The sequence below is a fragment of the Streptomyces sp. NBC_00212 genome (assembly GCF_045206365.1).
In the GTDB taxonomy this organism is placed as follows: Bacteria; Actinomycetota; Actinomycetes; order Streptomycetales; family Streptomycetaceae; genus Streptomyces.
This window is the reverse complement of record NZ_CP108115.1, coordinates 6,025,809-6,038,930: the sequence shown is the minus strand read 5'-3', so window position 1 is coordinate 6,038,930 and position 13,122 is coordinate 6,025,809. Positions and strand designations below refer to the sequence as shown.

At 72.0% G+C, this 13,122-nt stretch carries 13 protein-coding genes; 10 read left to right on the top strand and 3 right to left on the bottom strand.

From position 1 onward, the window contains the following. Positions 1-84 precede the first annotated feature (84 nt). The 4 genes from OHA17_RS27540 to OHA17_RS27525 all read left to right on the top strand — a co-directional run bounded on the left by OHA17_RS27540 (position 85) and on the right by OHA17_RS27525 (position 4,796). The gene (locus OHA17_RS27540) at positions 85-1,362 is read left to right on the top strand and encodes a sensor histidine kinase (protein WP_406508798.1); all 1,278 of its coding nucleotides are present in this window, start codon (positions 85-87) and stop codon (positions 1,360-1,362) included. A 9-nt stretch (positions 1,363-1,371) separates the two neighbouring features. Next, entirely contained in the window at positions 1,372-2,055 is a 684-nt protein-coding gene (locus OHA17_RS27535) for a response regulator transcription factor (protein ID WP_053727186.1), read from the top strand. A 498-nt stretch (positions 2,056-2,553) separates the two neighbouring features. Next, complete coding sequence (locus OHA17_RS27530; protein WP_406508797.1) at positions 2,554-3,597, top strand: alpha/beta hydrolase; 1,044 nt, start codon at positions 2,554-2,556, stop codon at positions 3,595-3,597. After that, positions 3,594-4,796, top strand: coding sequence for an acyltransferase (locus tag OHA17_RS27525; RefSeq protein WP_406508796.1), 1,203 nt, complete (start codon positions 3,594-3,596; stop codon positions 4,794-4,796). Before OHA17_RS27530 ends, OHA17_RS27525 begins: the two co-directional genes overlap by 4 nt. Positions 4,797-4,816: 20 nt before the next feature. Here OHA17_RS27525 and OHA17_RS27520 read toward each other — a convergent pair whose 3' ends face one another. Continuing rightward, positions 4,817-5,845, bottom strand: coding sequence for an aldo/keto reductase (locus OHA17_RS27520; protein ID WP_406508795.1), 1,029 nt, complete (start codon positions 5,843-5,845; stop codon positions 4,817-4,819). Between the two features lie 6 nt (positions 5,846-5,851). After that, the gene (locus OHA17_RS27515) at positions 5,852-6,343 is read right to left on the bottom strand and encodes a MerR family transcriptional regulator (protein ID WP_406508794.1); all 492 of its coding nucleotides are present in this window, start codon (positions 6,341-6,343) and stop codon (positions 5,852-5,854) included. A 172-nt stretch (positions 6,344-6,515) separates the two neighbouring features. Between OHA17_RS27515 and OHA17_RS27510 the strand changes: the two genes are divergently transcribed. Beyond that, positions 6,516-7,334 carry a serine hydrolase domain-containing protein gene (locus tag OHA17_RS27510; RefSeq protein WP_406508793.1) on the top strand — a complete coding sequence of 273 codons (819 nt, stop codon included), beginning with the start codon at positions 6,516-6,518 and terminating at the stop codon, positions 7,332-7,334. Here OHA17_RS27510 and OHA17_RS27505 read toward each other — a convergent pair. Beyond that, positions 7,321-7,980: a pirin family protein gene (locus tag OHA17_RS27505; RefSeq protein WP_406508792.1), complete on the bottom strand. Its 660-nt coding sequence runs from the start codon at positions 7,978-7,980 to the stop codon at positions 7,321-7,323. The two genes, OHA17_RS27510 and OHA17_RS27505, sit on opposite strands and share 14 nt — an antisense overlap. A gap of 219 nt (positions 7,981-8,199) precedes the next feature. Here OHA17_RS27505 and OHA17_RS27500 point away from each other — a divergent pair, with 219 nt between their 5' ends. The 5 genes from OHA17_RS27500 to fabF all read left to right on the top strand — a co-directional run bounded on the left by OHA17_RS27500 (position 8,200) and on the right by fabF (position 13,061). Next, entirely contained in the window at positions 8,200-9,396 is a 1,197-nt protein-coding gene (locus OHA17_RS27500) for a CdaR family transcriptional regulator (protein ID WP_053730591.1), read from the top strand. Between the two features lie 89 nt (positions 9,397-9,485). Then, positions 9,486-10,403, top strand: a complete 918-nt coding sequence (locus OHA17_RS27495) for an ACP S-malonyltransferase (protein ID WP_406508791.1) — start codon at positions 9,486-9,488, stop codon at positions 10,401-10,403. Positions 10,404-10,416: 13 nt separating this feature from the next. Continuing rightward, positions 10,417-11,412, top strand: coding sequence for a ketoacyl-ACP synthase III (locus OHA17_RS27490; protein WP_344377473.1), 996 nt, complete (start codon positions 10,417-10,419; stop codon positions 11,410-11,412). Between the two features lie 59 nt (positions 11,413-11,471). Beyond that, positions 11,472-11,720, top strand: a complete 249-nt coding sequence (locus tag OHA17_RS27485; protein WP_053730594.1) for an acyl carrier protein — start codon at positions 11,472-11,474, stop codon at positions 11,718-11,720. A 78-nt stretch (positions 11,721-11,798) separates the two neighbouring features. Further along, on the top strand, positions 11,799-13,061 hold the full coding sequence (gene fabF / locus OHA17_RS27480; protein ID WP_406508790.1) for a beta-ketoacyl-ACP synthase II: 1,263 nt from the start codon (positions 11,799-11,801) through the stop codon (positions 13,059-13,061). Positions 13,062-13,122: the final 61 nt, after the last annotated feature.

Sequence of the window (13,122 nt, the reverse complement as noted above, 5' to 3'; positions counted from 1 at the left end):
CCGCACTGATACCCGGGTCCGGGGTGCGGGTGGCACCCCGGTATGACGCGCGGGAGCCCCGGTCCTGCCTACGCTGGCCCGGTCATGAAGATCGCACCCATCCCCCACCGCGCGCTCGCCCTGCTGCGGCCACCGCCCGAAGCCACCCGGCCGCTGTTCTCGCAGGCGCCCAAGCGCTGGCAGCGCTGGAGCCCGTACGTCGTCGTCGGCTGCTTCGTGGTGGCGCTGCTGCCGATCACCATCACCGTGCTCGCCGGCGACTACCGGCTCGGCGGCGGCTGGGCCGGGGCGCTGGGGGTGGCCCAGACGGTGCCGCTGCTGCTCGCCGTGACCCGGCCGATGCTGGCCTGGGTGATCGTCCTGGCCTTCGACGTGCTGGGCGCGCTCCTGCTGCTCGACGCCGATACGGTGGGCCGCGCCTGGCCCTGGACGCCCACGGTGATCGTCGGCTACCTGGCCCTCATGGCCTGCCTCGGGCTGCGCGAGACGACCCGCACGCTCGTCGCGGTGTGGCTGACGACGGGCGCGGCCAGCCTCGCCCTCGGCATCTTCCCGCCGAGCGGCTCCACCAGCACGTACGTCCTGCTCTTCGTGCTCACCGGCGTGATGCTGGCCTTCACGGGCGCGGTACGCAGCCGGAAGGAGGCCGAGCGGGCGCTCGCCGAGCAGGAGACGATCAGCGAGGGCGAGCGCGCCCGGCGCACCCTCCTGGAGGAACGCGCCCGGATCGCGCGCGAGCTGCACGACGTGGTGGCCCACCACATGTCGGTGATCACCGTGCAGGCCGATTCGGCGCCGTACCGGCTGACCGGGCTCGACGAGGCGGCCCGCGGGGAGTTCGAGTCCATCGCGTCCAGCGCCCGGGAGTCGCTGAGCGAGATGCGGCGCCTGCTCGCGGTGCTGCGGAGCGACGGCAGCGGCGAGGAGGGCGGTGAGCGGGCTCCCCAGCCCGGCGTGGACCGCCTCCAGCAGCTCGTCGAGGCGACGGTACGGGCCGGACTGCCCGCCCGCCTCTCGCTGGCCGCGGACCTGCCGGCGCTGCCGCCCGCGGTCGACCTGTCGGCGTACCGGATCGTGCAGGAGGCGCTCGCCAATGTCGTACGGCACGCGCCGGGCGCCACGACCCGCATCTCCGTCACGTGCGACGACCGGCATCTGACGGTGATCGTCGTCAACGGCCCGGCAGCGGGCCGCACTTCACCGCTGGAGGCCTCCGGTACGGGGCACGGGCTTGTCGGCATGCGTGAACGCGTACGGTTGACCGGCGGGTCGCTGGATACGGGGCCGTTGCCGGACGGCGGCTTCCGGGTCGCGGCGCGCCTGCCACTGGACTGTGCTTCGGCACCCGAACTCCCCTCATAAGGAAGTTAGTTGACCATCCGCGTGATCATCGTCGACGACCAGGCCATGGTGCGGGCGGGGTTCGCCGCGCTGCTCTCGGCGCAGGCCGACATCGACGTGGTGGGCGAGGCGCCCGACGGCCGCCAGGGGGTCGAGGTGGCCCGCTCCACCCACCCGGACGTGGTCCTGATGGACGTCCGCATGCCCGAGATGGACGGGCTCGCCGCGGCCCGCGAGATCCTGGACCCGCCGGTGGGAGTCGTCCACCGGCCCAAGGTGCTGATGCTGACCACCTTCGACGTCGACGACTACGTGTACGAGGCGCTGCGCGCGGGGGCATCCGGGTTCCTCCTGAAGGACGCGCCGCCCGCCGACCTGATCGGGGCGGTACGGGTCGTGGCGGCGGGAGAAGCCCTCCTCGCCCCCTCCGTGACGCGGCGGCTCATCGCGGACTTCGCGGCGCAGCGGCCGGCGCCGCGCAAGGGGACGGCGGCGTTGCGTCTCAACGGGCTGACGCCCAGGGAGACGGAAGTGCTGGAACTGATCGCCCGGGGCCTCTCGAACCAGGAGATCGCGGGGCGGCTGGTGCTGGCCGAGCAGACCGTGAAGACGCATATCGGCCGGGTCCTGGCGAAGCTGGACCTCCGGGACCGGGCCCAGGCGGTGATCTTCGCCTACGAGGCGGGCGTGGTCCGACCTGGCGACCCGGGCTAGCCCCGACCCCCTCAGGGGCCACGCGGGCCGACCCCGGGGCTCGCCCCAGACCCCGAACGGCCCCACCCCACCCCTTCCCGGCTGTGACACTCTGCGGCTCCGCCGCGTGGCTCCGGGGCGGGTTGCACCGGGGCAGGTCCGCTGGGGCACTGCCCCCGGACCCCCGCTGCGCGGACGGTTTTCGGCTGCGGACCGTGGACGGCTGGTCGCGCAGTTCCCCGCGCCCCTAACAGCGTCGGTGCTGGCCAGGACCGGCAATTTCAGCCCGTCCGGCGTTTGAGGACGAGCGCCCTTCAGGCGCGAACGGGGTCTGGGGCGGAGCCCCAGGGTCCTTCACCCCCGGAGGGTCTCGGGAAGGGGCGGGGTGGGGGAAAGTCCCACCCGCCCCCTACCCAGGTACCACCCCACACCTGGCCCCCCAGTGTGACGCCCCGCGCCCCACCCCCTTCCTACCTTCCTCCCCGTCAAGGGACAGACCCGAGGAGAGGAAGCCGCGGCATGCATCGGTTGCGAAGGGCGATGGTTGCCTCCGCGTTGGTGGTCACCGCCATCGCGGGCACGGCGGGGTGGGCCACGGCCGATGCGCAGCAGGCGGTCACCGGGCCGCCCCCCGGCGCCGCCGCCTGGCGGGCCGACACCGTGATCGGGCGGCCCCTGCCCGACCCCGCGAGCGCGACGCCCCGCGAAGTCGCCCTGTTCTTCGCCGGGTTGAGCGAGGCAGAGCAGCAGACGCTCGTCCGGCGGCACCCCGAGACCGTCGGGAACCTCGACGGCGCCCCCGTACACCTGCGGTACGAAGCGAACCGGCGGGCCATAGCGGAGTCCCACGACCCCCGGTTCGCGCGGCTCGCCGAGCCGTCCCGGCAGATCCTCGCGTTCGACCCCCGGGGGCGGGGTCAAGTCGCCGAGGTCTACGGGGAGTTGGACGACGCCGCCCATGTCTCCGTCATCGTCCCCGGCTCCGACATCGACGCCGCCACCTTCGACCGGACGAACGATCCCTACGGCACCCCCGCCGGGATGGCCGCCTCGCTGCGGGACGCCACGCACGACGCGACCGCCGTGATCGCCTGGGCCGGGTACACCACCCCCGTCGGGGTCGGGCTCGACGCCGCGACCGGGGGGCTCGCCGAGGCGGGGGCCAAGCGGCTGAGCCGGTTCACCGAGGGGCTCGACGCGGTCGGCGCGCCCGACCCGGTGCTGTTCTGCCACAGCTACGGCTCCGTGGTCTGCGGGCTCGCCGCCAAGGACACCGACGCCTCGGACATCGTCGCGCTCGGCTCCCCCGGCATGCGCGCCGACACCGTCGACGACCTGGGCACCGACGCCCGGGTGTGGGCCGCCAAGGACCCCACGGACTGGATCGACGACGTACCGCACGTCGAGTTCGCGGGGCTCGGCCACGGCGCCGACCCCACCGACCCGTCCTTCGGCGCCCGCCGCGTGCCCGCCGCCGACGCCAAGGGGCACACCGGCTACTTCGCCCCCGGCACCGAGTCCCTCGCCGCCTTCGCCGCCATCGCCACGGGAGATGTTCGATGAGTGCCTTGACCAGGGCCGTCGCGGACATCGAGCGCGCGACCCCCGCCCACCGCGACCGCGCGATCGACGGGCTGCGCGCCCTCGCGCTGCTGGCCGTGCCGACCGGGCACTGGCTGCTCGGCGGGTTCACCCGCGACAGCGGCGGCGCGCTGCACAACGCCAGCCCGCTCTCCACCTTCGGCGGCTTCGCCCCGGCCAGCTGGATCCTGCAGATGCTCGGCATCTTCTTCCTGGTCGGCGGCTACGCGTCCGTCCTGTCCTTCCATCGCCGGAAGGGATCCACGGGCGAGTGGCTCAGGGGCCGCGTGGCCCGGCTCGGGCGGCCCGTGCTCGGCGTCACCGCCGTCTGGGCCGCGATGATCCCGGTGCTCTACGCGCTCGGCGTGTCCCGCGACACCCTGCGTACCGGATCCACGCTCGTGATCCAGCCCCTGTGGTTCGTGGGGGTGTACGTCGGCGTCACCGCGCTCACGCCCTATTGCGTACGCGCCGCCCGGAGGATGGGAGGCTGGGCCGCGGCTCCGCTGCTCGGCGTCGTCGCCGTCGTCGACTTCCTGCGGTACGGGCCGTACGCCGACTCCATGCCGTCCTGGCTGTCGATCGTCAACATCCTGCCCGGCTGGATGTTCGCGTACCAACTCGGCGTCTCCTGGGGGGAGAAGAGGATCGGGCGCAGGGGCGGGTGGGCGCTGTTCGCGGGCGGGGCACTGCTCTTCGCCGCGCTGCTCGTCCTCTTCCACTACCCGGCGTCCATGGTCGGCGTCCCCGGTGAGGCACGTACCAACTCGCATCCGCCGTCGCTGCTCGTGCTCGCGCTCGCCGCGGCCCAGTCCGGCGCCGCGATCCTGTTGCGCGACCGCATCGCCAACTGGCTCAAGCAGCCTGCCCTTTGGGCTCCGGTCGTGGTCGTCAACCTGTCCGCGATGACCATCCTGTGCTGGCACCAGACGGCCATGCTCGCCGCGGCCGTCCCTGCCTCGTTCGCCGGGCGGGTGCCGGGGCTCACCACAGCGCCCGACACACTCGCCTGGATCGCTGAACGGCTCGCCTGGATGCCGGTGTTCGCGGTGCTTCTCGTGCTGATCGCCCGCTACGCGCGGGGCTTCGAGGCGCCCTGGACGAAGGCGACGAAGGCCCGCCGGGCAGCGGCGGGGCTGCTCGCGGCGGGCTTCGCGGTGTTCGCCCTGGGGCTGGCGTGAGCCCCCGCTGTTCGCGCGGCCTACTGCTCGCGGGCCGCCGAGGTGGACGACATGTCGGGGTAGCGGTCGCCCGCGACCTGCCCGGCGACGGGCTCCAGGAGCGCCAGCTCCTCGGCGCTCAGCGTGATGCGGGTCGCCCCGGTGTTCTCCAGGAGGCGGGTGCGCTTGCGGGTGCCCGGGATCGGGACGACGGTCAGGCCGTGCACCTGGGCCCGCTGCTGCACCCAGGCCAGCGCGATCTGCGCGGTCGTCGCGCCGTGCGCGGCCGCGATCTTGTGGAGCGGTTCGAGCAGGGCCGCGTTGGTCTTGGCGTTGTCCCCGGTGAAGCGGGGCTGGAACTGGCGGAAGTCCCCGCCGGAGAGGTCCTTGCTCGCGTCGGCGAACGCCCCGGTCAAAAAGCCGCGGCCGAGCGGCGAGTACGGCACGAAGGTCACGCCGAGTTCGGCGGCGGCCGGCACGGCGCTGCGCTCGACGTCGCGGCTGAAGACCGACCACTCCGACTGGAGGGCGGCGATCGGGTGCACGGCGTACGCCTCGCGCAGCTCGGCGCCGGTGACCTCGCTCAGGCCCAGGTACTTGATCTTGCCCTCCTGGACCAGCTCGGCCATCGCGCCGACGGACTCGGCGAGCGGCGTCCGCGGGTCGCGGCGGTGCATGTAGTAGAGGTCGATGGTCTCGATGCCAAGGCGGCGCAGGCTCGCCTCGACGGCCTTCTTGATGTACGCGGGGCTGTTGTTGATGGCCCGGTAGTGCGGGTCGTCCGCGCGGCGCTCGATGGCGAACTTGGTGGCCAGGGTCACCTCGTCGCGGTGGGCGGCGAGGAACGGGGCGAGGAACTCCTCGTTGGCCCCGGAGCCGTACACGTCCGCGGTGTCGATGAGGGTGACGCCCGCCTCGACGGTGGCTTCCAGGGTGTCGCGGGCAGCGGCCTCGTCGGTGTCGCCGTAGAACTCGCTGATGCCCATGGCGCCGAAGCCCTGGACGCCGATCTGGGGGCCCTCGGTGCCGAGCCGGACGGTGCTGATCTTCTCAATCGGGCTGTTGCTCATGGGTGTTCAGGCCCTTTCCGACGCCCTGCGGACGTCCGCTTCCGACACCCTGCGGGCGTCGGCGTAATAGTCGATCTTGTAGTCGAGTACGGCGAGCGTGTCCTGGAGCTCCGCCATGCGCGTGATGACATCGCGCCGGGTCTGCTCCAGGAGCTCTTGGCGCGCCTCGAAGGTGTGTGCCCCCTCGCGGACGAGTTCGGCGTAACGGACCATGCCGGCGACCGGCATGCCGGTGAGCCGGAGCTTGCCGACGAAGGACAGCCAGTCCAGGTCCTTGTTGCTGAACCGCCGCTGGCCGGTGTGCGAGCGGTCCACGTGCGGCATGAGGCCGATCCGCTCGTACCAGCGAAGGGTGTGCGCGGTGAGTCCGGTGCACGCCACGACCTCGCTGATCGTGTAGCGGTCCTGACCGTCGGGGCGCGGGTGGAGCGGCTGCGTCGCGCAGAGGCCCTGCCGGACCCGCTCCACCGTCACCGCTGTGCTCTCGATCACCGTCATGACCTCCACGCTAGGACCTTGGAGTGCACTCCAAGCAAGCGAATTCGCCTGCGTATTCCGTGTCGTATTCCGGGTGTCGTGTTCCGTGTCTTGTTTCGTGTCCTGTTCCCAGCCTGGTTCCGCCCCGCAGCTCTCGCACCCCCGACCCGGCGGAGCGCATAGGCTCGTACGCATGGAGCGCCTGCGGATCATCGAGACCTGGCCCGTACCGACCGCGGCGGCGGCCGTGGTGCGGGCCGACGGAACGCTTGCCGGCACGCACGGGCCGGTGTCCCACCGGTTCCCGCTGGCCTCCGTCACCAAGCCGCTCGCCGCTTACGCGGCCCTCGTCGCGTACGAGGAGGGGGCGATCGAGCTCGACGAGCCGGCCGGGCCCGCCGGCGCCACCGTCCGCCACCTGCTCGCGCACACCTCGGGGCTCGCCTTCGACGAGCACAGGGTGATGGCGCCGCCCGGCGAACGCAGGCTCTACTCCAACGCCGGGTTCGAGGCGCTCGGCGACCACATCGCCAAGCAGTCGGGCATCCCCTTCGCCGACTACGTACGCCAGGCCGTCCTCGAACCGCTCGGCATGACGTCCAGCACGCTGGAGGGCTCGCCCGCCAAGGACGGCGTCTCGACCGTCGAGGACCTCGCGAAGTTCGCCGCGGAGGTGCAGGCGCCGCAGCTCCTGCACCCGGCCACGGTCGCCGAGGCCATGCACGTCCAGTACCCGGGCCTCAAGGGCGTACTGCCCGGCTACGGCCACCAGAACCCCAACGACTGGGGCCTCGGCTTCGAGATCCGCGGCTCCAAGTCCCCCCACTGGACGGGCAGTTCGTCCTCCCCGCGCACGTTCGGCCACTTCGGCCAGGCCGGTACGTTCCTGTGGATCGACCCGGACGCGGGCCTCGCCTGCGTCGCCCTGACGGACCGTCAGTTCGGCCCCTGGGCGGCTGAGGTGTGGCCGGTGTTCACCGACACGGTCCTGGCCGAATTCACACGGAGCTGAGCTCCCAGAACAGCACCTCGGCGCCCTCGGCCGCCGTCAGCTCCAGGCCGAGCGCCCCGGTGATCCGCGCCGAGTCGCCCGGCCCGAGCTCCTCCTTGGCCAGGCGCACCCGGCCGCGCACGACATGGACGTACACGCCGGGCGCGTCCGGCACGGCGGTGCGCTCGCCGGGGGCGAGGCGGCGGACGTACAGCATGGCGCCCGCCGGCAGCACCGCGTAGGGCGTGGAGTCCGCGATGCCGCGCACGATGTCGTACGCGGGCTCACCGCCGGGCTTCTTCGGGGCGAGCCACATCTGGAGGAAGACCAGCGGGGCATCGCCTTCGTTGCGCTCCTCGTGCCGCACGCCGCCCGCGGAGCTCAGGCACTGCACGTCGCCGGGGCGCACCAGCGTGGTGTGGCCCGCCGAGTCGCGGTGGGTGAGCTCGCCCGCGATGACCCAGGTGAGGATCTCGGTGTGGCTGTGCGGATGCTCGTCGAACCCCGCACCGGGCGCGAGCCGCTCCTCGTTGCAGGCGAGGACCGGGCCGAAGCGGAGGTTGTCCGGCTCGTAGAACCGGCCGAAGGAGAAGGCGTGCAGGGACTCGATACCGGCGTCCGGGTCGCCGCCCGGGTAGCGCTCGTCGCCGCGCCTGACAGAAATCACGGCTACCACGGTAGACCTAGCGGCAGATGGGGGGTGGAAGAAGGAGCGGGGCTGGGGTGCGTGCATCGCAAGGCGGAGGAGGGAGTCGACGCGGAGCATCGGCGACCGACGACAACGCGGCGAGGTGCGTGCCCCAGCCCCGCGACGCCGCCCCCCATTTGTCGCTAGGTCTCACCCCGGCCCGGCGGCGAGGGTTCCCGATAAGGCAGTCTTGTCCCCGTGCCAGCACCCGATCCCGTACACCCCGCGAAGAATGCCCATCCGCATGCCGCGACCCTGAAGCGTCTTGAGCAGTCCTCGGGGCGGCTCGCCGCGAACGCGATCGCCCGCATGGACGCGACGCTGCCGTGGTACCGGGCGATGCCGCCGGAGAACCGGTCGTGGATCGGTCTGGTCGCCCAGGCCGGTATCGCCGCGTTCACCGAGTGGTTCCGGCATCCCGAGACGCCGCAGGCGATCTCGACCGACGTCTTCGGCACGGCCCCGCGCGAACTGACGCGGGCCATCACGCTGCGGCAGACCGTCGAGATGGTGCGCACCACCATCGAGGTCATGGAGACCGCGATCGAGGAGGTCGCGGCCCCCGGCGACGAGTCGATCCTGCGCGAGGCGCTGCTCGTGTACGCCCGCGAGATCGCCTTCGCGACGGCCCAGGTGTACGCCCAGGCCGCCGAGGCGCGCGGCGCGTGGGACGCCCGGCTCGAATCCCTGGTCGTCAACGCGGTGCTGTCCGGCGAGGCCGACGAGGGCGCCGTGTCCCGGGCCGCGGCGCTCGGCTGGAACTCGCCGGAGCACGTGTGTGTCGTCCTCGGCACGGCGCCGGACGGCGACAGCGAGCTCACCGTGGAGGCGATCCGGCGGGCCGCCCGGCACGCCAAGCTCCAGGTGCTCACCGGGGTGCTCGGCGACCGCCTGGTCGTCATCGCGGGCGGCAGCGACAACCCGCTGGCGGTGGCGAAGAGCCTGATCGGGCCGTATGCCGCGGGTCCGGTCGTCGCGGGCCCCATCGTCCCGGACCTGCTGGCCGCGACCCGGTCCGCGCAGGCCGCGGCGGCAGGGCTCAAGGCGTGCTCGGCCTGGCAGGACGCGCCCCGGCCGGTTCTGGCGGACGATCTGCTGCCGGAGCGGGCGATCGCGTCGGATCCTGCCGCGCGCGAGCAGCTGGTGGAGGAGATCTACAGACCGCTGGAGGAGGCGGGCTCGGCGCTCCTGGAAACCTTGAGCGTTTATCTGGAGCAGGCGAGCAGTCTGGAGGGCGCGGCCCGGATGCTGTTCGTCCACCCCAATACCGTTCGCTACCGGCTCCGACGTGTGACGGACGTCACCGGGTGGTCACCCTCCGATGTGCGCTCGGCGTTCACGCTGAGGATCGCGCTGATCCTGGGGCGCCTGGCCGACGGAGATTCGCAGTCCTAGACTTTTGTCGGACACCCACAATTCCCCCGACGGTTCTTCGTCCCTGTCCCCACGGGCGCGCGGAGCCGTCCACAAGAGAGAGTGTGAGAGTGCTCGTACTCGTCGCTCCCGGCCAAGGCGCTCAGACGCCCGGCTTCCTGACCCCCTGGCTCGACCTCCCCGGCGCTGCCGACCGGCTCGCCGCGTGGTCGGACGCCATCGGTCTTGACCTCGTCCACTACGGCACGCAGGCGGATGCCGACGCGATCCGCGACACCGCCGTGGCCCAGCCCCTGCTGGTCGCCGCGGGTCTGCTGTCCGCCGCGGCACTGGGTGACATCACCCCCGGGGCCGTCGCGGGGCACAGCGTGGGCGAGATCACCGCCACCGCTTTCGCGGGCGTCCTCTCCGAGGAAGCCGCGCTCGGCTTCGTACGCAAGCGGGGCCTGGGCATGGCCGAGGCCGCCGCCGTCACGCCGACCGGCATGGCCGCCCTGCTCGGCGGCGAGCCCGAGAACGTGCTGCCGCACCTGGAGAAGCTGGGCCTGACGCCGGCGAACGTGAACGGCGCGGGCCAGATCGTGGCCGCCGGCACCGCCGAGCAGCTCGCGGCCCTGGAGGCCGACAAGCCCGAGGGCGTGCGCCGCGTGGTGGCCCTCAAGGTCGCCGGCGCCTTCCACACGCACCACATGGCTCCGGCCGTGGCGGCCCTCGACGAGGCGGCCAAGTCGCTCGCCATCGCCGACCCGAAGGTCACGTACGTCTCGAACGCGGACGGCAAGACCGTGGCGAGTGGCCAGGAGATCGTGGCCCGCCTGGTCAACCAGGTCTCCAATCCGGTCCGCTGGGACCTGTGCATGGAGACCTTCAAGGACCTGGGCGCGACGGCGCTGGTCGAGCTGTGCCCGGGCGGCACCCTGACCGGGCTCGCCAAGCGCGCGATGCCGGGCGTGAAGACCGTCGCCCTGAAGACCCCCGCCGACCTCGACGCGGCTCGTGCGCTCATCGCCGAGCATGCATCCGCCTAAGGAGCCGAGAGCCATGTCGAAGATCCGGCCCAGCAAGGGCGCCCCGTACGCGCGCATCATGGGCGTGGGCGGCTACCGTCCGGTGCGCGTGGTGCCCAACGAGGTGATCCTGGAGACGATCGACTCCTCCGACGAGTGGATCCGCTCCCGCTCCGGCATCGCCACCCGCCACTGGGCCTCCCCGGAGGAGACCGTGGCCGCGATGTCGATCGAGGCCTCGGGCAAGGCGATCGCGGATGCCGGCATCTCCGCCGAGCAGATCGGCGGCGTGATCGTCTCCACCGTCTCGCACTTCAAGCAGACCCCGGCCGTGGCCACCGAGATCGCCGACAAGCTGGGCACCGGCAAGGCGGCCGCGTTCGACATCTCGGCCGGCTGCGCGGGCTTCGGCTACGGCCTGACCCTGGCCAAGGGCATGATCGTCGAGGGTTCCGCCGAGTACGTGCTCGTCATCGGCGTGGAGCGGCTCAGCGACCTGACCGACCTCCAGGACCGCGCCACCGCGTTCCTGTTCGGCGACGGCGCGGGCGCGGTCGTCGTGGGCCCCTCGGACGAGCCGGCCATCGGCCCCACGGTGTGGGGTTCCGAGGGCGACAAGTCGGAGACCATCAAGCAGACCGTGCCGTGGACCGAGTACGACAGCTCGGGCAAGTTCCCCGCGATCACGCAGGAGGGCCAGGCGGTCTTCCGCTGGGCCGTGTTCGAGATGGCGAAGGTCGCCCAGCAGGCGCTGGACGCGGCCGGGATCAGCCCGGACGACCTGGACGTCTTCATTCCGCACCAGGCCAACATGCGGATCATCGACTCGATGGTGAAGACTCTCAAACTGCCGGACCACGTCACGGTCGCCCGTGACGTGGAGACCACCGGCAACACCTCGGCCGCCTCGATCCCGCTCGCAATGGAGCGGCTCCTGGCGACCGGACAGGCGAAGAGCGGCGACACCGCGCTCGTCATCGGCTTCGGGGCGGGTCTCGTGTACGCCGCGACGGTCGTTACCCTCCCCTAGGCACTCCGGATCTTCCGGAAGCCCGTAATTCGAAGCATTAACACCGAAGGAGCGCCAACATGGCCGCCACGCAGGAAGAGATCGTCGAGGGTCTCGCCGAGATCGTCAACGAGATCGCTGGTATCCCGGTCGAGGACGTCCAGCTGGACAAGTCCTTCACCGACGACCTGGACGTCGACTCGCTGTCCATGGTCGAGGTCGTCGTCGCCGCCGAAGAGCGCTTCGACGTCAAGATCCCGGACGAGGACGTCAAGAACCTCAAGACCGTTGGCGACGCCGCCAGCTACATCCTGAAGCACCAGGCCTGATTCAGGACCTGAATTCGGGCTGCCACCCAGCGGTGGCGCCGCTGATTCACGTCCCTTACACACGTGGAGAAACTTCCTGTGAGCTCGACCAATCGCACCGTGGTCGTCACCGGTATCGGCGCAACCACACCGCTGGGTGGCGACACCGCCTCGACCTGGGAAGGTCTGCTGGCGGGACGCTCCGGTGTCCGCCCCCTGGAGGGTGAGCGCTTCGCCGAACTGCCGGTCCGGATCGCGGCCCCGGCCGCGGTCGACCCGAGCGAGGTGCTGCCCCGCCCGCTGGCCCGCAAGCTGGACCGCTCGGCGCAGTTCGCGCTGATCGCGGCCAAGGAGGCCTGGGCGGACGCGGGTTTCTCCGCCCCTGCGGGCGACGAGTCCGGCGTCACTCCGGAGCGGCTCGGCACGGTCATCGCGTCGGGCATCGGCGGTGTCACCACCCTGCTCGACCAGTACGACGTGCTGAAGGAGAAGGGCGTACGCCGCGTCTCCCCGCACACCGTGCCCATGCTCATGCCGAACGGCCCGTCGGCCAACGTCGGCCTTGAGGTGAACGCCCGCGCCGGCGTCCACACCCCCGTCTCCGCGTGTGCCTCGGGTGCCGAGGCCATCGGGTACGCCGTCGAGATGATCCGCACCGGCCGCGCCGATGTCGTGGTCGCCGGCGGCACCGAGGCGGCCATCCACCCGCTGCCCATCGCGGCGTTCGCCAACATGATGGCGATGTCCAAAAACAACGACCACCCCGAGCAGGCCTCGCGCCCCTACGACAAGGCCCGCGACGGCTTCGTCCTGGGCGAGGGCGCCGGCGTGGTGATCCTGGAGTCCGCCGAGCACGCCAAGCATCGCGGCGCCCGCGTCTACTGCGAGGTGCTCGGCCAGGGCCTCTCGGCCGACAGCCACCACATCGCGCAGCCCGAGCCGACCGGCCGTGGCGTCGCCGCCGCGGTGCAGAACCTGCTCGACTCGACGGACCTGAAGCCGTCCGAGGTGGTCCACCTCAACGCGCACGCCACCTCGACGCCGCAGGGCGACATCGCCGAGATCAAGGCGCTGCGCAAGGTCCTCGGCGACGACCTGGACCATGTGGCGATCTCCGCGACGAAGTCGATGACCGGCCACCTCCTCGGCGGCGCGGGCGGCATCGAGACCGTCGCCACGGTCCTCGCCCTGTACCACCGCACGGCCCCGCCGACCATCAACATCGACGAGCTCGACGAAGAGGTCGACCCGGGCCTGGTGAGCGGCGAGCCCCGCAAGCTCCCCGAGGGTTCGATCTCCGCGATCAACAACTCGTTCGGGTTCGGCGGCCACAACGTGGTGCTCGCCTTCCGTTCGGTCTGAGCGCGCTCCGTACGCACGTCGGAGGGCCCCACCGTGGCCGGTGGGGCCCTTTCGCGTACGC

Excerpts from the sequence above, each read along its gene's own strand:
- OHA17_RS27540 (WP_406508798.1), top strand. The coding sequence starts at position 85 with ATGAAGATCGCACCCATCCCCCACCGCGCGCTCGCCCTGCTGCGGCCA.
- OHA17_RS27530 (WP_406508797.1), top strand. The coding sequence starts at position 2,554 with ATGCATCGGTTGCGAAGGGCGATGGTTGCCTCCGCGTTGGTGGTCACC.
- OHA17_RS27525 (WP_406508796.1), top strand. The coding sequence starts at position 3,594 with ATGAGTGCCTTGACCAGGGCCGTCGCGGACATCGAGCGCGCGACCCCC.
- OHA17_RS27520 (WP_406508795.1), bottom strand. The coding sequence starts at position 5,845 with ATGAGCAACAGCCCGATTGAGAAGATCAGCACCGTCCGGCTCGGCACC.
- OHA17_RS27515 (WP_406508794.1), bottom strand. The coding sequence starts at position 6,343 with ATGACGGTGATCGAGAGCACAGCGGTGACGGTGGAGCGGGTCCGGCAG.
- OHA17_RS27510 (WP_406508793.1), top strand. The coding sequence starts at position 6,516 with ATGGAGCGCCTGCGGATCATCGAGACCTGGCCCGTACCGACCGCGGCG.
- OHA17_RS27490 (WP_344377473.1), top strand. The coding sequence starts at position 10,417 with ATGTCGAAGATCCGGCCCAGCAAGGGCGCCCCGTACGCGCGCATCATG.
- OHA17_RS27485 (WP_053730594.1), top strand. The coding sequence starts at position 11,472 with ATGGCCGCCACGCAGGAAGAGATCGTCGAGGGTCTCGCCGAGATCGTC.